Annotated in this window: 9 protein-coding genes; 5 read left to right on the forward strand and 4 right to left on the reverse strand. The window is 46.6% G+C overall.

Annotation, left to right across the window (positions count from 1 at the left end; genetic code table 11):
• Positions 1-69 precede the first annotated feature (69 nt).
• The 3 genes from AAEU32_RS10350 to AAEU32_RS10360 all read left to right on the forward strand — a co-directional run bounded on the left by AAEU32_RS10350 (position 70) and on the right by AAEU32_RS10360 (position 6,354).
• Complete coding sequence (locus AAEU32_RS10350; RefSeq protein ID WP_421970446.1) at positions 70-918, forward strand: type 1 glutamine amidotransferase domain-containing protein; 849 nt, start codon at positions 70-72, stop codon at positions 916-918.
• Between the two features lie 15 nt (positions 919-933).
• Positions 934-2,088: an iron-containing alcohol dehydrogenase gene (locus tag AAEU32_RS10355; protein WP_421970447.1), complete on the forward strand. Its 1,155-nt coding sequence runs from the start codon at positions 934-936 to the stop codon at positions 2,086-2,088.
• Positions 2,089-2,181: 93 nt separating this feature from the next.
• Positions 2,182-6,354, forward strand: a complete 4,173-nt coding sequence (locus AAEU32_RS10360) for a DEAD/DEAH box helicase (RefSeq protein WP_421970448.1) — start codon at positions 2,182-2,184, stop codon at positions 6,352-6,354.
• 56 nt (positions 6,355-6,410) lie between these two features.
• Here AAEU32_RS10360 and AAEU32_RS10365 read toward each other — a convergent pair whose 3' ends face one another.
• The 3 genes from AAEU32_RS10365 to AAEU32_RS10375 all read right to left on the reverse strand — a co-directional run bounded on the left by AAEU32_RS10365 (position 6,411) and on the right by AAEU32_RS10375 (position 9,941).
• A complete protein-coding gene (locus AAEU32_RS10365) occupies positions 6,411-7,811 on the reverse strand; it encodes a fasciclin domain-containing protein (RefSeq protein ID WP_421970449.1) in 1,401 nt (466 codons plus the stop codon).
• Between the two features lie 254 nt (positions 7,812-8,065).
• Positions 8,066-8,995, reverse strand: coding sequence for a prohibitin family protein (locus AAEU32_RS10370; protein WP_421970450.1), 930 nt, complete (start codon positions 8,993-8,995; stop codon positions 8,066-8,068).
• A 64-nt stretch (positions 8,996-9,059) separates the two neighbouring features.
• Positions 9,060-9,941 (reverse strand): MBL fold metallo-hydrolase, encoded by an 882-nt coding sequence (locus AAEU32_RS10375; RefSeq protein WP_421970451.1) that lies wholly within the window; start codon positions 9,939-9,941, stop codon positions 9,060-9,062.
• Between the two features lie 202 nt (positions 9,942-10,143).
• On the opposite strand from AAEU32_RS10375, the gene AAEU32_RS10380 reads away from it, so the two are divergent.
• Entirely contained in the window at positions 10,144-11,232 is a 1,089-nt protein-coding gene (locus tag AAEU32_RS10380) for a GGDEF domain-containing protein (RefSeq protein ID WP_421970452.1), read from the forward strand.
• Here the strand turns inward: AAEU32_RS10380 and AAEU32_RS10385 are convergent.
• Positions 11,225-13,480, reverse strand: a complete 2,256-nt coding sequence (locus tag AAEU32_RS10385; protein ID WP_421970453.1) for a penicillin acylase family protein — start codon at positions 13,478-13,480, stop codon at positions 11,225-11,227. The two genes, AAEU32_RS10380 and AAEU32_RS10385, sit on opposite strands and share 8 nt — an antisense overlap.
• Before the next feature lie 337 nt (positions 13,481-13,817).
• Between AAEU32_RS10385 and AAEU32_RS10390 the strand changes: the two genes are divergently transcribed.
• Entirely contained in the window at positions 13,818-18,221 is a 4,404-nt protein-coding gene (locus tag AAEU32_RS10390) for an ATP-binding protein (RefSeq protein WP_421970454.1), read from the forward strand.
• The last annotated feature ends 77 nt before the right edge of the window (positions 18,222-18,298 follow it).

Genomic DNA, 18,298 nt, shown 5'->3' on the forward strand with positions numbered 1-18,298 from the left:
ACACTGTACGCATTGTTCATTTACCTCAGTCTGGGCTATCAGCCCTTAACAGACATATCAGGAGTTTTTATGCGTTTTTTAAAGATAGCAGCTCTGCTTAGCGCATTGCTTAGTTTAAGTAATGTAGCCCAAGCACAGGCGCAAAAAGAGCAAGTATTGGTTTTACTTTCAAGTGAAACTCAGATGCAGCTTGGTGATGGCAGCACCTATGAAACAGGCTATTACCTCAATGAATTTGGCGTTCCCGCTGATGAACTACAAAAGGCGGGCTATGAGTTAGTGCTAGCAACACCAAAAGGCAACGCACCTGCTGTGGATAAAAACTCAGTGCAAGCCATGTATTTCGGTGGAGATGAAGCTGAAATGGCCCGCATCCAAAAGGTGATTGCAGCACTTGATGGCATTGACGATACCCATACTCTTAGTGAGGTGATCGCTAATGGCTTAGATGACTATGCAGGTGTCTTTATCCCTGGCGGCCATGCCCCTTTGATTGATTTAGCCAATAACGCCGACGTTCGTACCATATTGCAACATTTTCATGAGCAAAGTAAGCCAACTGCGGCTATTTGCCATGGTCCAATAGCACTACTTTCAGCCCAGAAAAATCCGGTAGAGTTTGAGCAAAACATAGCTCAAGGTGCCAATGCTCAAGCAGCTGACTGGTTATATAGTGGTTATAACATGACTATTTTCTCAAACCCTGAAGAAGCTATTTTTGAAGGCTCATTAAACGGCAAGAAACTACGTTATTACCCAGCAGAAGCCATGGCAGCTGCGGGTGGCAATATGGAGTTTGCTGAGCAGTGGCAACCGAATGTTGTGGTAGATCGTGAACTCATTACAGGGCAAAACCCGTTTTCAGACAAACAACTTGCAAAAGAGTTAATCTCGGCACTTGAACAACGTAGCCAATAATCAGTAGGAATAACGATGTTAAATTTTGAATTTAAAAACACCACAGAAATTCTCTTTGGCGAAGGCCAAATCAAGCAAATTAAAGAACGCTTAAAGCCAACTGACACCATTTTATTTTTGTATGGCGGCGGATCAATCAAGAAAAATGGTGTGTACGATGATGTGATCAACGCGCTAGATGGCTTCAACTATGTTGAGTTTGCCGGTGTGGAGCCGAACCCAACATACGAAACACTGAGCGAAGCGCTGAGTGTGGTTAAAGAACGCAATGTTACCTTTATCCTCGCAGTTGGCGGTGGCAGTGTAATCGATGGCGCTAAGTATATCGCAGCAGCTGCGCACTATGACGGCGAAGGTTGGGACATTCTTGTCGAAGGTGCACAAGTGAAAAGTGCACTGCCTATCGGTGCAGTGCTCACTCTGCCAGCAACGGGGTCTGAAAGTAATGGCAACTCGGTGGTAACGAAAAAAGCAACTCAGCAAAAGCGTGCGTTTAGCTCCGAGCTTGTACAACCGCAATTTGCGGTACTTGACCCAACTTACACCTATTCACTACCACAGCGCCAAGTTGCCAATGGTGTGGTTGATGCGTTTGTGCATGTGATTGAGCAATACCTAACCTATGGAGTTAATGCGCCATTGCAGGACCGCTTTGCAGAGGGCATTTTATCGACCCTGATCGAAGAAGGCCCTAAGGCATTGGTGGATGCACAAAATTACGATGTGCGCGCAAATGTGATGTGGTCAGCTACCATGGCGCTCAACGGATTAATTGGCAAAGGTGTACCACAAGACTGGGCCACCCATATGATAGGCCACGAACTCACAGCGCTTTACCAGCTTGATCATGCACAAACCTTGGCGATTGTATTACCTGCGTTGATGTTCGAGAAAAAAGCGCAAAAACGCGAGAAAATAATACAACTGGGTCGAAATGTATTCGCCTTGGATAAGGCTGACGAGGATGCGCTTATTGATGCCACAATCAAAGCAGTTCAAGACTTTTTCGAGCAAATGGGTGTAAAAACACGCTTAGGTGATTATGAGCTTGGTGCTGAGGCTGTCGAGGAGGCCATCGCCAGCTTGACCAATAATGGCTTTACTGCCCTTGGGGAGCATGGCGATATTACCCCAGACGTTGCCAAGAATATCCTTACACTGGCACTGTAGTACCCAATCTAAAGGCCGCCTCGCGGCCTTTTCCCTTGCCCATCTCAACGTGCTTTGATAGCGTGTGCCTACTTATTTTAGCTCTCCTTCACCATGCATTTTATTACTGTCACGGCACAAATAAGCGATACCATCGCAGCGCTGCTGCATCGTTTCAATGAATGTACAGCGAAACATCAGCTTGTTGCTCACGTATTAGCGGTGATCTATAAGCCGATAGAGCAACATGCGCTCAACCGTATTCTGGAGCTAGATGAACTGTGCGACCTCGCCACTATCAGTAATAAAGAATTAACTCACCTGCTCGCTGAGTTAGTTGCGTTGGAGGTAGTTCAAAAGAGCCGCCATGGATTCATCATCAACAGAGCGCTCGCCAATACGCTGGTGAAACAATGCATCGCCCAAAATCGCTTTGTTACCCTGCTCACTGCTGCTGAAAAAATAGCACCCGTGTTGAGCAGTTATCAATGGGAAGACAACACTGCCGACAAACGTCGCCTGCTGCGCGACATGTACTTTCTTGGTGAACACAAAAGAGTGGTTGAGTTACTCAACTTACCCAAAAACCCACTGCTGTTAGATTGGCAACAAACACCTGCATTGTGCAGCGTCGTGTTTTATCCGTTTAACCTTGATGAATTCACACAACTGGATGGGCGCTTACAATACCAAGCTTTTGCCACTTTGCTTGCGGCGCATCGTCAGCAAGGCCAAAGTACTGTGCAACTTTTGCAGTGGTTACACCAAGCATGTGATGCATTACCCAACAATACGTGGCTTCGCTACTTAAAAGCGGAGCAATACCTGCTCGCAGGGGAGCTCGATAAACTCGCAGATGAACTCGATGCTACAGACAAATCTGTGTATAGCCTATTGCTACAAGCCAGCAATGCCTTTTTTAATCAACACCTTGCCAACGCGAAGAAGCTGTTTGAACAAGCAATAGAGGCCAAAGGCCGCTATCAAAAGCGTAAAAAGCCTTACCTTGAAGGTATATACGGCATTTTTTACCAACTGACTTTATTAAGCATGGGCAAAGGGCAAGACAAATCATCATGGCAGACATTACTTGATGAGCTAGATAATCAACAGCAAGACAAGCGCAAAGGCGACTTCGCGGTATCAATTGAACTGGTTTTCAGACGCATTTTATTGCACTTGCAAGGTAGTGGAAGCTTTGCATTTCGCCACGATTACTTGAGCTATTGTGAGCGTGGCGAGCTCAATTATTATCTCTATGTGTGCTTTGCGCTCGGCGCATACAGTTGGAGTGTACGTACACCTGAGCCTTGGTTACTGGCATTAAAAGCAGAGGCTATCCGATTTTTTGATCACACCCAACTTTCGCTTTTTTCAAACTTTTTAAAGCAAATAGACGGTGAATCGACCCATTTTCCGTTGAATATTACACATTTACTGAGTGCCAAAGAAAGCTGGGATATCGCCCTTGAACAGTTATTAGCGCTGGACTCACCACAACCAGTGCAGGCACAAGAACCAAGTCGCGTCGTGTGGCAACTTGAGGTTGGCCGCTTTGATGCCCACCTAAAACCCAAAGAACAAAAGCGCACAAAGCATGGATGGAGCAAGGGCAAAGCGTTGAGTTTGAAACGTTTAGTATCCGCGCCAGAGGAATTTCAGTTAAGCGACACAGACAGAGCAATATGCGCTCACATCGACACCATTACTGGCACAGATTACTATCGCACAAAAGAGTATCGCCTCAACCTGAGCCTCGCTCTTCGCGCGGCTATCGGCGCTGATAATATTGTTGATAGCGAAGGGCAACCATTAGCGTTAATCCAGCGAGAGCCAAGCATTCGCATCGTGGCTCATGGTGAAGATTTAAGCGTTAGTATCGCCAACTTACCACCATTGACGAGCCAATCTGAGCCGCCCATTGTGAGCATAAAACACGTACGCGGCGCTTTAGCAGAGTTTTGTATTTTCAATGCAAATCACCTCAAGGTTGCGAAAATTGTTGGTGAATCAGGTTTGATTATTCCACCCCATGCCAAACAAAAGGCGATTGATAGCATTAAAGCCATTGCCCCGCTGATCAATATTGAATCGGATATTGAAGGCATCGGTGAAAGCCTTACACAAACCGAGCCTGATAAGCATCTAGTTATCAATGTGACTCCCCATAAAACAGGACTCAATTTTGACTGTGTGGTAATGCCATTTGGTGAGCAGGGGCCAGCTATGAAACCTAGCCTCGGCAGCCGCCATATCAGCGCTCATATCGATGGCAAACGCGTAGCACTTGAGCGCGATCTTGCATATGAGCAACGCTTATTAGAGCAATTAGACAGCATCTGCCCTGACTTTACAGCCATGCGAGACACGCGCTTAGTGCAAAGTGATTGGCAAAGTGCGCTGGCGACACTTGAACAACTGCAAATGGCAGTGCAGCACCCACATACTGAGTTGCCATTGAAACTTCGATGGCCTCGGGGCAAAGCTATCCACATTTCTAAACAATTGAAAAGTGAGCATATTCAACTAAGCATCACTCAGCGCAACGAGTGGTTTGATATAAGCGGTAGCGCTGAGCTGGATGATGGCAAAATCATGGAGTTAAGGCTGTTACTTGAAGCTATGGCAACAAGTGGCGGGCGTTTTATCACCCTCGAAGACAATCGAATACTGGCGCTCAGTGAACAACTTAAAGAGCAATTAGATGTACTCAGTGGCGCGGCAGACAAGGGCTTGTATCACCCAATGAGTAGCCGCCTCATTCGCGACCATACCACAGGTATGCGCATGCAAACCGTGCCAGGGTGGGAGCAATTACATCAACGCATGAGTGAAGCCAACACGCTCAACGTCGCTATACCCAATACCTTGCAGGCACAACTTCGTGACTACCAAGCAGATGGTTTTGACTGGGCTATGCGCTTAGCGCATTGGGGCGCAGGCGGGTGCTTGGCTGATGACATGGGGTTAGGTAAAACGCTGCAGGCGCTGGCTGTGATAGTGGCTCGCGCTACCAAGGGGCCAACTCTCATCATCGCCCCTACTTCCGTGTGTTTTAACTGGAAGAACGAAGCAGCAAAGTTTGCACCAACACTAAAAATGACCCTTTTTAGCGAGTGTAAGACGCGTGATGAACAACTCGCAGCCATCTCGCAGTGCTCTGCATTTGATTGCTTAGTGATCAGCTACCAGCAGATGCAGCGTCATATTGAAAGTCTAGAACGAGTGCATTGGCACAGTATTGTCGCCGACGAAGCACAAGCATTAAAAAACCCACTAGCAAAACGCACTCGTGCTGCATACGCCCTCAAAGGTGACTTTCGCTTGATCACCACAGGCACACCAATTGAAAACAATCTTACCGAGCTTTGGAGTTTATTCAGATTCGTAAATCCCGGGTTATTGGGTAACTTGAAACGTTTTGCCCAACGCTTTGTAGTGCCCATCGATAATCATGAGCAAGAACCCGCTAAAGCGCTCAAGGCCAAGCGCGCACTCAAAGAGTTAATCAAGCCCTTTATCCTGCGCCGCCTCAAGTCTGAAGTATTGACCGAACTTCCACCGCGAACAGACATAGATCACGTGATCACCTTAAGTGATGATGAGCAACATCTCTATGAAGCCCTGCGCCAAAATGCACTTGCTGAGATCAGCGCACTGCAGCAATTAGATAACCCCGGCGAGCAGCGTATCGCGTTGCTGGCACAGTTAACTAAATTGCGCCAAGCCTGTTGTCACCCGCAATTAGTCAGCGCTAACAGCATAGCCACCAGCAGCAAATTGCAAGCCCTTGGGTACCTGCTCGCTGAGTTAGGCAATAACAAGCATAAAGCGCTTATTTTTAGTCAATTTGTCGGACACTTACACCTTATCAGAGCCTATTTAGAGCAACAGGGGATAAGCTATCAGTATCTCGATGGCGCAACACCAGCATCAGCACGCCAAGCTCGTATTGACGCATTTCAAGCTGGTCACGGTGAGGTATTCTTGATCAGCCTAAAAGCCGGTGGCTCAGGGCTTAACCTGACCGCGGCCGATTATGTCATTCACATGGACCCATGGTGGAACCCTGCGGTTGAACAACAGGCTTCTGATAGAGCCCATCGTATAGGTCAAACACGCCCTGTAACTGTGTATCGACTCATTGCCAAAGGCACCATTGAAGAGAAAATTCTTGCGTTGCATCACAACAAACGCGCCTTAGCACAGAGCCTATTAAGTGACTATGACACGCCACAATCCTTATCTGTTGAGGAAATGATGGCTACTTTGAAAGAGGTATTCTAAACACGAAAAAGCCCGCTGCTAAGCGGGCTTGGTGGTTGGAGTAAAAATGCCGCACATTATTGCATTGGCATCATTACTGTATCGATTACGTGGATCACACCATTATCTGCTGCTACGTTTGCAGTTGTTACTTGCGATTGATCGATATACAGCATGTTATCTTGTATAGACAAGGTCGCCATATCGCCATTAGCCATAGTAATAGTTGGCGTGTCAGAGTTTGCTACTGAAATAGCTGCGTCTGATTGCACTGTTGTATCCGGCAGTACGTGGTATAGCAGTACATTTGATAGCGCATCTGCATCGGCGAACAGGGCATCTACTGTTGCTTGATCCAATTTCTCAAACGCCGCGTCCGTTGGAGCGAATACGGTGAACTCGCGCTCCATGTCAGCCAACACCTCATCTAAGCCGGTGGTTTGCAGTGCCGATACTAAGGTAGTAAAGCTACCATTGCCCACCGCCACATCAACAATTGACATCGCAGGCGCTGGAACTTGAACATCACCTACAACCACAGTATCAAGTACATGAATGATGCCGTTAGTGGTTTGAATGTCAGTGACCGTAACAGTTGCATCACCGAACTTCAGTGTGTCCGCTTCTGTGTCGATCATGATATCAATCATATTGCCAGACAAAGTAGTTGCTTGAGCGCCATTTAGGCTGTAGGCAGTGACAGAGTCAACCGCACCACTCACTACGTGCTGTAGTAGAATTTCAGATAGAACATCGGTGTTTGCAAGCAATGTATCTATCGTCTCTTGACCTAAGGCAGCGAACGCATCGTCTGTAGGTGCGAACACGGTGTAGGTTTCGCTCTCGTCACTCAAGGCTGAGATCAGATTCGCTGCCTCTAGCGCTGCCGCTAATGTTGTAAAGTTACCTGCTGCTACAGCGGTCTCTACAATGTTCATTGTTGGCATCTCTTCGCTTTGAGCCGGTGGCATCAACACCGCGTCGATAACGTGAATAACGCCGTTTGTTGCGTAGATATCTGTTGTTATCACCGTCGCTGTGTTCACTAGCAGAGCGTCACCTGCCAATGACAAACCAATTGATGCGCCGTTTACGGTTTCAACTGTGGAGCCCGCCGCAGATACCGCTGCGCCTGACTCAACACGTGAATCGAGAACATGATAAGTAAGAATAGACGCAAGCGTATCGGGGTCTTCAAGTAGCGCATTTATCGTATCCTCGCCTAAAAGCGCAAACGCGTCGTCTGTTGGTGCGAACACGGTGAACTGGGCATCCATGTTGCTAAGTGTTGCATCTAAACCCGTTGCTTCAAGTGCAGCTACGAGCGTATCGAAATCATCGGAACCAGAAGCTACATCAACCACCGTGGTCAACGGCATTTGGGGTGGTTCAGTTGTCGCTTTATCATCGTCGTCGGTACAAGCAGTAGTAAGTACCAACAAACTGGGTAGGAGCAGAGCTTTCAGTAAACTTTTCACTTTGTAATCCCTCATTTGAGTATCAAGATAGCTTGGTTAACTACGAGGGTGGTGTTAGTAAAAGATCAAAAAATGTTTATTTTTTCTACTTTTGGAACATTTTTGGGGTGCGTATTGCGCTGTGAACGCTTAGAACTGCACTATATGAAGGAGTAAGTGCACGATGGAATAGACTCGAGTGTGCAAGCGATGCTGCTATTTAAGGTGGTGCGCACTGCTCAATTTAGCGAGCAGTGCGTACCTGACTGCCTAGCTTACTTCTCTTTCATGTTCCACAAAATACCTTGGTCTGATCCCATCACTGTTGATGGCATCTGGCCGTTCCATTGCTGTGCACGAATATATTCCACCAAGGTGCCGTTATTTTTAATAGCCTCTGCTTTTTTCTGCATCGCTTCGGCTTCTGCCAAGCCTTTTAAACGGATAGCCTCCGCTTCTGCCTCGGCTTCAATTTTAATGGCATATGCCTGGCCGTCAGCTTTCGCTTTCGCTGCATCGCGCTGAGCCATAGCGGTATTTACTTCACGTTGTGCTTCAAGTTTTTGTCGCTCAAGACGGTGCTTTTCTGCTGCGGCAAGGTTTTTCTCTGTTTGCTTCGTCTCAATTGATTGAATGTACTTTTGTGGTAGCACCAAATCTTCAATTTGAGCCGAATCCAGCTTTACCGGATAGTCTTTCATTTCATCTAACAGCAACTCTTCAATGCGGGCAATCACTTGCGAGCGGTTTTGAATGAGTTCCTCTGCTTTGTAGCGCGCCAGTGCATCTTTGGTTGCTGAGCGAAGTTTTGGATCTAAGATGCGACTTTCGAACTGGGTTAAGCCACCATAACTCTTGAATAGGTCAAATGCCTCTTCTCGGTTAACTGTCCAGTTGATGCTTACTTCTGCGGTAAGCGGCATTTGCTCATGCGTTGCAGCGCGCAGCTTTTCCACATTTTTGCGGGTGCGGATCTCTAGCATTTCGACAGTGTCGACAAAGGGGATTTTGGTGTGTAGACCAGGATTCACTTGTTCAGTCGCTTCACCGAAGCGCTTGATGATACCAACGTGACCTTCGTCCACTGTGTACATACTTTTGAGTAAAACCACAAGCAGCACCAAAACTGCGATGATGACCCCTATCAGTCCTTTCTTTTTACCGACCGTGGCCGAGATGTTGGGTAAACTATTGTTGTTATTCATACTCGTTGTTCCTTTTACAACTCCTTTTTTGGAGCAACGAGTATAAATGAAACAGGTACGTAAGTTAATTAATCTCCCCAGTTAAACTGCGGTAAAACAAGGTTGTCACTCGTTCCTTTGGCAACCATCCGGCATACTCTATCTCTAGTGGACCGAGTGGATCAGCTTCAAGTACCGCTTCGAGCGTTTTGTGCTGTTTGATGGCATCAAGCATCATGCCTTTGGCTTTAGTGATGAGTGCATGGTAAGTTTTCAAGCCCGCTTTATTGCTCATTGGGCCATGTCCTGGGATCACTTGAGTGTCATCGCCAATGCTGTCAATAACACTCTGTACTGCGTTTAGCACGCCATCAACGCTGCCACCGCCATCAACATCGACGAATGGCAATCCACCTAAATTGAAATAAATATCACCCATGTGCACGATATTCGCATCATCAAAAAATACCACGGCGTCACCATCGGTGTGCGCATGAGCAAAATGCACCAAACGCGCATGCTCACCATTGAAGTGTAAGGTCATGTCTTGACCAAAGCTTAAACGCGGCAAAAAGTCAGAGCCTTCGCCATGCTTTTCCTGCAAACGTTTGTGCACATTGTGGTGAGCTATTACGTGAGCACCTGCTTGCGCAAAGACTTCGTTACCACCGGTATGATCACCATGATAATGAGTGTTAATCACAAACTCCGCGGCATTGGGGTTAAGCTCCTTAAGAGCCGCTTTTATTTGCGGCGCCAATTTGGCGAATTGGTCATCGATAATATACGTGCCTTGCTCACCGACATGCGCAGCAATGTTGCCACCGCGACCAAAAAGTACGTATATATTGTCATCTAATTTTTGCGTTTTGATTTGCACTTCTTCTGCATGCAAGGTTGCCGAACTCAGCGCCACAAGCACGCTCGAAGCAAGTGCTGCGAGTCGTGATGTCCTGTTGTTTATCATTGTATTTCATCCTCGTTCAATATTATTCACCAGAGCATTACGCTTGAACGCTCAGTGTAGTTCAAATGCTTTATTTTTCCTTTATTAAACAAATACTCTTAAGCAAGTGCACGTACTTAAGAGGAAAACTTAGTGCCCTTTAGTTCCTTAATTGAAAACGGCTGACTATAATATACACCTGAGCCAATGGAGTGAGTCTCACGTGCAGCAATATATCGAGAATGAAACCGCCGAGAGCCTCTTTACTAGAGTAGAGGTGCTAAAGTTTGCTGTGATCATCAAGGTCGCCTCTTTTGCCGCATTAATCCACCTGCTGCTCATACCCATTTTTTATTACATCGGCGCCAAAGAACTCGCGTTTTTTAACATATTTAGTGCCCTTGCTTGGTTTTATGGGGTATGGCTCATCAACTACAAATCCCCGCGCTGGGGACTGCGCATTTTTACTTTTGAAGTGATCCTGCATTCCATCGCCTGTTGTTATTACCTTGGTACTGAGGCGGGTTTCCAGTTTTATTTGTGGAGCATCTCCTGCATCTTATTAGTCGACTATCGCATGAAAATGAAAAGCGCGATGCTCTACTCAGGGCTGCTCATCATCACCTTTGCACTGATGTATGTGTACTTTGCCGACGTCCATTACCTATACAAATTTTATGATTATATTCAGTATATTGAGGTAGTTAATATTCTCATTGCTGGACTCCCCATGATTTACACGCTGGCGCTCATTCGCAAAATAGCTTTGGAGCAGCGCAGCACCCTCGCGCAAATGGCTACCCGTGATTACCTCACTAATTTATACAATCGTCGTTTTGCCAAGGAGTTAATTTATCGCGCGCAACAACGTTGCTTCGCGCAAGGTGAGAACGTATGTATCGCCATTGGCGATGTGGATCACTTTAAGCAAATCAATGATAAATACGGGCACGAAATAGGCGATGCTGTGCTCAAAGAACTCAGTTCTTTATTACTTCACAATACTCGCCCCGCAGACATTGTGGCTCGCTGGGGTGGGGAAGAGTTTATTATTGTTTTACCCGGCATTTCACTTTCGCAGGCGCATAAACGGATTGAAAAAATCAGAGACCAAGTAAAGCAATTGCGCATCACTCAGTCACCACTGCCAATGACTATCTCCGCGAGCTTTGGTATTACTCAATGGCAATCACAAGATACACTCACCAGTGCGCTTGCCAGAGCCGACGCGGCCTTATATCTGAGTAAAAATAACGGCCGAGACCAAACAACCGTGAAAACGACCAATCTCATTCCAAGCTCTGCTAAATAGCAGGGCGGATCTCAATTCGATGCAAGGCTTGTGACGGCAACAAAGGCGTACCTTGGTGCTGCGCAAACTGCTCAAAACCCGCACGATAGAAAGGCGATAATGGATGCGCAGACTGCCCGCCCGGTAAGGTCATTATCGCGTGTTCTAATCGCCCTGGTTGCGCAATAAAACGCTGCGACGCACCAAATTCTGGTCGCTGTACCGCTGGCATAAAACTATCACCAAAGCCTTGAGTTATCGGCATGTTGAGCCAGTGTGCCAATTGCGGTATTTGTTTCGCAAAAGGGTGTTTCAACGCCATCGCATTGACTTTACCCCACTGCCAATTCTGTACATCGTTGCCATGTTGTTGCTGCAACCTCGCCAATGCCAAATTAAAGCCCTTGAATAACACCTCTTCTTTGTCAGTGAATCCCCAAGCGCTTGGGTCTTCAAGCAACTGCCAAGTGGCAGGCTCCAAATTGCGCTTTATCGGTGCTAAAGACAAACCATGTTCAGATAGTTGATTTTCAATCGGCGCAAACAAGATATCCATTACCGCACTTCTGAAGTAACGCACCAAAGTGTACCCTACAGAATCAGCACACGCACAGCCCTGCCATTGCTCAACCGCTTCAAGGTGTTGATTACCCCGCTGTTTAAGTGAGTTTGCTAATAGCGCCTGCCACTGAGACAAAAATCGCGCTTCATTGTCGAGTTGCAGTGCTAAAAATGCAGACTCATCAAATTGCTTCTGTGCAAATAAGCGATCGCGAATTTGTAGCTGCCTTGCCCCCAAGGCATAGCCTCCATCGCCAAATTTTGCGAGCTCTTGCGCTGAAATAACACGCGCATTGGCGGTCCATAATCGTCCAGAACGCGGATTCATGACCTGTGGTCGCTGTGGCTCATTATCATGCCAGCCCTGCTGAAATTCTCTCGCATCAATTGCGACATCACTGGGGTTAGTGCGTGCAGCAATCGCCCCCATTGGTTGCCAACCAATTTGCCCTTGGCTATCAACAACCATCAAGTTCTGAACAGGCATACCCGCGTTGTTGGCGATTGCAAATGCCTCTGGTACCGAGTGCGCTGTGGCTAACTTCATTAAGTCTAAATTGACCGCATAATCGTAGTGACCGACCCAACTTAATGCATAGCGCTGACCATTTACTTCCCGCACTGGGCCGAAATCACTCATCACTAACTCGTAGGCAAAGTCAGGCTTGCCTTTGATCTGTATTTTTTGGGTGATTGATGTCGTTTTGGACGCGGCGTCTAGGCGCACCCAATCCGAGGTATCCACATACGCATTGGTGAACCCCCATGCTATGTGATTATTGGTGCCAACAACGATGGCAGGAGCACCAGGTAAAGACACTCCTGTAATTTGCATATCGCCCACATTTAATTGCGCGCGATACCAAATAACCGGCACGGCCAGACCTAGATGCATATCATCGGCCACCATAGGATAACCACTGGCGGTTAACTCTCCTGACACCGCCCAGTTGTTACTGCCCACCTCTAAAGTAGGCGTGATTTCGGTGATACCAGCGCTGACTTGCGGCACACTTAACTGCGGGATAGGAAGCGATTGCAGCGCAATTTCGCTGCCATCTAATGCAGATTGGTAGGAACTCGGCTGAGTTAAAAATGCCCGCATAGGTTGACTATACAACTGCTCAATTTGTTCCAGCACCATGTCACGCTCAAATGTGCCCGCTTGTAGATCGAGGTACATGCTGTAGATAACCAGCAAACTATCTTCCTGTCGCCATGGTGTAACGGGCGCCCCCGTCAGCAAGTACTCAAAACTTTTCATTGATTGCGCTTGCAATGCATCGTTGACTCCTTTTGCATACAGGGTCAACAGCTGCTGTTGTTGCTTCGGTAGGGTGGCGTAAATACGCTCACTGCGCATTCGCAGTTGATGAAAACGCATTTTCTTATCAAGGCCTAGAGCTGCCTCTCCAAATAACTCACTGAGCTCACCTGCGGAATTTCGACGCAACAAATCCATCTGGAAGAATCTGTCCTGTGCGTGGGCAAAGCCCAGCGCATAAGCAGCGTCTGTCATACTTTGAGCCGCAATGATTGCCTGACCTAAAGCGTCGCGTTTAATCGTAACCGTTTTTTCAATAGCGTCACTGCGCCCTTGCCCGTCAAGCGCTGGCAGGCTCAAAGAGAGTACAGCATAAACAATGGCCGTTATCGCCAGTAGCATAATCATTGCGCCACCAACTAGGCGCTTTCCCCACTTAAGCATATCGCTCATACCCATCATATATATTGTTGTTATTGTGCCCCGCAGTGTATGACATTTTCATGTGCTCACGCGAAACATTGATATTTTTACTTTAATTTACAGTGAATTATAAGAAATTGCAGCATCGCTAGATGATTGAACTGTGATTTATGATTTGAAAAAGCTATCGCAAGCAACACCCATTTAAGGTACAAATAGGTTTGCGTGCCCATCACTAATTGGCATCTTCTTGGGTATAAATGCATGAAGAAATCAGCAAGTTATATGTTGGCACGAGTAGACAACAAAGAACCGTACACTATATTTTAGAAAGCTAGGATTATTAAAAAACTAATTAATGAGTGCGACACCGCGACAAGGTATTTACGCTATCATCTTCTATTCCTTGGTGCTGGTCACCATAGGTATTTCCGTGGCTATCGATCAAGTCATTTATCAACAAGCTACGCAAAAGTATCGTCAAGATGTCACCACAGAAGCACAGCAATATCGCGCTCAATTACAAGCATTAATGACTGCCAATGTGCAGTTGGTGAGAGGATTAATTCCAGCCATCGCTGCCCAACCTGATTTAAACCAAGACCAGTTTTCATCTATCGCGCGCAGCCTTTTTTCAAGCTCCAACGAACTTCGTAATATAGGCCTAGCACCGGATTTGGTGATCACCATGATTTACCCTTTGCAAGGCAATCAAGGTGCCCTAGGCTTAGATTTTACAACCAGCGAAGTCGATAAAGAGCTAATACAGCAATCTAAATTAACTGGCGAAATAAGTATTATTGGCCCCGTAAATTTAATACAAGGCGGCAAAGGCATTATTGCCCGCCTTCCTGTGTATATAGACGATCAGAAAAAGCCTTTTTGGGGGGTGATATCTGTTGTCCTCGATGCCGATAAAGTATTTAAAAACAGCGGTTTACTTAAGCTATCTAAAAAGTACAACGCGGCGCTTTATCGCACCCTCAGCGACGGTACAAAGCAGTTATTATTCGGTAATGATGCTGCTCTGTCTAACGATGCACAATCTCTGTCTGTTACGGTGCCCTCTCAAGAGTGGCAGTTAGCGGTTATCCCCAAGCAAGGGTGGCAACCACCACAACATCACTACTTTTATTCACGCATTGCCACTATAGGTTCGGCGTGCTTGATTATTTTATTTTTGTTTTGGGTTAAGCGCTTACTCGAGCAATTGCTTGTTAATGAAGATCGATTGCAAGCACTCTATGATTTATCGCCATTGGGGATCGCCTTATGTGATGCGAAAAGTGGCCAGTTTATTCATGCCAACTCAGCCTTACTAGGCAGTGTAGATATCTCCTTAGAACAATTACAAAACCAAAAAATACACCAAACATTTGTACTTAATTCCGGCGAAAAATTGGTTATTGAGAGTCTCAAACATGGTGAGCGCCTCACTCCACAAGAGGGCGCGTGGCGAATGCGCACTGGCCATGCAGTGCAAATATCGGGTGTGCGATTTAATAAATCGTCTAATCGCCGTTACTTTTGGCTTTTGGTAGAAGATCTCCAAGAGAAAAAAGCCACAGAAGCCTCACTGATGGAGAAGTCACAGCGACTCTCCTTGGTAAACGACACCATAGGCGTTGCTATTTGGGACTGGCACATTCAACGAGACGAAATCAAAGTCAATGAGCGCTGGGCCGAAATCATTGGCTATGAGTTAGCTGACATTCAACCTTTTAGCTTCCGCGCTTGGCAACAATACATGCATCCTGACGACGCTAAAGTGTGTCAAATTCACCTGCAAAAACACTGGCATGGTGAAGAGTCTCTGTTTATTTGTGAGTCTCGCCTGATGCATAAGCACGGTCATTGGGTCTGGGTGTTAGACACGGGGCGAGTGATTGAATGGGATGACAATGGCAATGCGCTGCGCATGATAGGCACTCACATTGATATTAGCGCCAAAAAAGCGACCGAATTGGCGCTGATCCAAGCCAAACAAGAAACCGAGAGCTTCTTTGAGCTAAACGCGAACTTCATGGCCATTTTAAATGCAACAGGGGCAATTGAACGTATCAATAATAGTATGTTCAAATGCTTGGGCTACGAAAAAGAAGAGGTGCTTGATAACCCACTGCTCAATTTAGTACACAAGCGAGACAAAGATGCCCTCAGCGCGCACCTTGAAGGCCTTGGGCAGCAATACACAGAAGTCGAATTCAAAGGACGCCTAAGAAAATGTGATGGCCAGCTCATATTGTGCCTATTTAACCTCGCACTAGACCCTAACCGTGAGAAGATTTACCTCGTTGCCAGCGATATTACCCAGCAACAACAAATCAGTGAACAGCTTATAAATCACAAGCATATGCTAGAGGCTATGAGCCAGCAAGCTAACATCGGTGCATGGGAGCTGAACATGCGCAATAACACCGCATTTTGGTCTGCCGTGGGTAGAGAAATACACGGTGTTGGCCAAGACTATAACGTGACTGCTGACAACCTGTTCGACTTGTATACACCCGCATCCCAAGCGCAAATCAGCACCTTGATTCACAAAGCCATTGAAAATCGCACTGAATTTGACTCAGAGCTACAAATAAAAACCTCGGACGCGGGGGTGAAATGGGTCAGAGTAAGAGGTGAGGCTCAGTTTATGGACTCCGAATGCGTACGCATTTTTGGCTCCATTCAAGATATAGACGATGAAAAGCGTGGGCAACTGGCGCAATTCTACATGGCGCAGAGGAACAGCGCATTGGCGGCATTATCTCTTAATGAAGCGGTCATTACCGGTGATTTAGCAAAAGCACGCCACCTCATCACCCAAGTAGTATGTAAAACCTTGCGTGTAGATAGAGCTGCGATTTGGTTATTTGGCGATGACGCCAGCGAGCTCACCTTGTTGTCTTTATTTGATTTTAATACTAACAGCCACAGCGATGGCACCACCTTTGACGCAAACAATTACCCCACTTACTTCAACGCCATTAAAAAACGCGCTGTTCTCAATATTTCTCATGCACAAGAGGATGCTGTCACTGTTGAACTCAGAGACGACTACATTATTCCTACTAATGTGCACGCCATGCTCGATTGCGGTATCCCTGGGCGCGACGGCATTATTGGTGTGGTAAGCGCTGAAAACTGTAACGAACCGCGCATGTGGAGTGAGAGTGACGAAAACTTCATGCTGGCAATAGCCAGTATTGTTGGTGGTGTATTTGCAAACCATGAGCGCCAACTTACCGAAGTGGCACTGCGCAAAGCAAAAGATGATGCCGAGTATGCGGCCAAAGTAAAAAGTGAATTCCTTGCCAGCATGAGTCACGAAATACGCACGCCAATGAATGGTGTACTCGGGATGATGGAGCTGCTCAGCCACAGCGAACTTAACGATACACAGCAACATCAGCTAGAGCTAGCTCGCTCATCAGCAACTGCCTTACTGAGTATTATTAATGACATACTAGACTTCTCCAAAGGAGAGGCTGGTAAGGTAACGCTTGAGCACATTGAATTTGATATTCACCACTTGCTTAGCCAAGCGGTGGAGTCAATGGCACTCAAAGCGCAGCAAAAAGGCAACCTACTGTTACTCGATACCCAAGCAATCGACATGCAAAAAGTATTTGGCGATCCCAATAGAATTAGGCAAATTGTCGCCAACTTGCTTGGTAATGCTATTAAATTCACTGAAAATGGCAGCATCACCGTACGCGCAAAATTAAGTGCTCAAGGGCACTTCACGTGCAGTATTCAAGACTCAGGCATAGGTATCAGCGACGAAGCACAACAGCAGCTGTTTGAAGCATTCACCCAAGCCGATAGTTCCACCACTCGAAAATACGGTGGTACAGGTTTGGGTCTGGCAATCGTCAAGCAGCTTTGTGAATTGATGGGGGGCAGTGTTTGGGTTGAAAGTGAGCTAGGTAAAGGCAGTACTTTTACCTTTATGATAAATCTGAGCATTGAACATGACTCACCCATGAGTGCAGTGCTGGCAAACCAACAGGTGTATATTATTGGCCAGAATCAAGCTCAAGCACAGCTCACTTTTGAACATTGCCAGGCCATGGGAGCCACTCCTTTTGTATTCGAGCAACCGCAAGCCTTATTGGATAAGTTGCAAACGAGCGAACCCATCCACCTGATTATCGATACAGATACACTTTTGGCAGATGACAAGTCGCTACTGAATGAATTGCAAAAGCAACTTCACCCACAAAGCGAGGTGCTGGTCGTTACACACTTTGAACAGGCAAAGCAGGTGAACGAACAAATCAACTTTAGTCATTATCGCTTGGCCTTTTTCCCACTCACTGCTTACGATATTTACAACCGCTCACCGCGTAATGACGAGCGTCCTATAACCACTCACCACCCCTTGTCTGAAGTCCGTTGTTTGCTTGTTGAGGACAACAAGATCAACCAAATAGTGGCGACGTCCCTGCTCGACAAACAGCATTGTCAGTATGTGGTAGCCAACAATGGTCAAGAAGCGATAGACATCCTTAATGACCCTGAGCATGAGCTTTTTGATGTAATTTTGATGGACTGCCAAATGCCGGTGCTGGATGGTTATCAAGCATCACAACAAATCCGCGCAGGGGCTGCGGGAGATTATTATCGCTCAGTGGTGATCATTGCCCTCACTGCCAACGCCATGGATGGAGACAAGGAAAAGTGTTTAAGTGCCGGTATGAATGATTACCTGACCAAACCGCTGACTCCCGATAGCCTCATCGACAAGCTCATTCAATGGGGCACAGCGTAAATACATTAAAAGTCGCCGTGGCGCTTTAACTTTGCCCTAAATGCTTTCATAATATCCGCTTACTATCTGACTCAAAT

Origin of the sequence: Pseudoalteromonas maris (genome assembly GCF_049257235.1) — a bacterium.
Classification (GTDB): domain Bacteria; phylum Pseudomonadota; class Gammaproteobacteria; order Enterobacterales; family Alteromonadaceae; genus Pseudoalteromonas.

Excerpts from the sequence above, each read along its gene's own strand:
- AAEU32_RS10360 (WP_421970448.1), top strand. The coding sequence starts at position 2,182 with ATGCATTTTATTACTGTCACGGCACAAATAAGCGATACCATCGCAGCG.
- AAEU32_RS10390 (WP_421970454.1), top strand. The coding sequence starts at position 13,818 with ATGAGTGCGACACCGCGACAAGGTATTTACGCTATCATCTTCTATTCC.
- AAEU32_RS10385 (WP_421970453.1), bottom strand. The coding sequence starts at position 13,480 with ATGCTTAAGTGGGGAAAGCGCCTAGTTGGTGGCGCAATGATTATGCTA.
- AAEU32_RS10370 (WP_421970450.1), bottom strand. The coding sequence starts at position 8,995 with ATGAATAACAACAATAGTTTACCCAACATCTCGGCCACGGTCGGTAAA.
- AAEU32_RS10375 (WP_421970451.1), bottom strand. The coding sequence starts at position 9,941 with ATGATAAACAACAGGACATCACGACTCGCAGCACTTGCTTCGAGCGTG.
- AAEU32_RS10350 (WP_421970446.1), top strand. The coding sequence starts at position 70 with ATGCGTTTTTTAAAGATAGCAGCTCTGCTTAGCGCATTGCTTAGTTTA.
- AAEU32_RS10355 (WP_421970447.1), top strand. The coding sequence starts at position 934 with ATGTTAAATTTTGAATTTAAAAACACCACAGAAATTCTCTTTGGCGAA.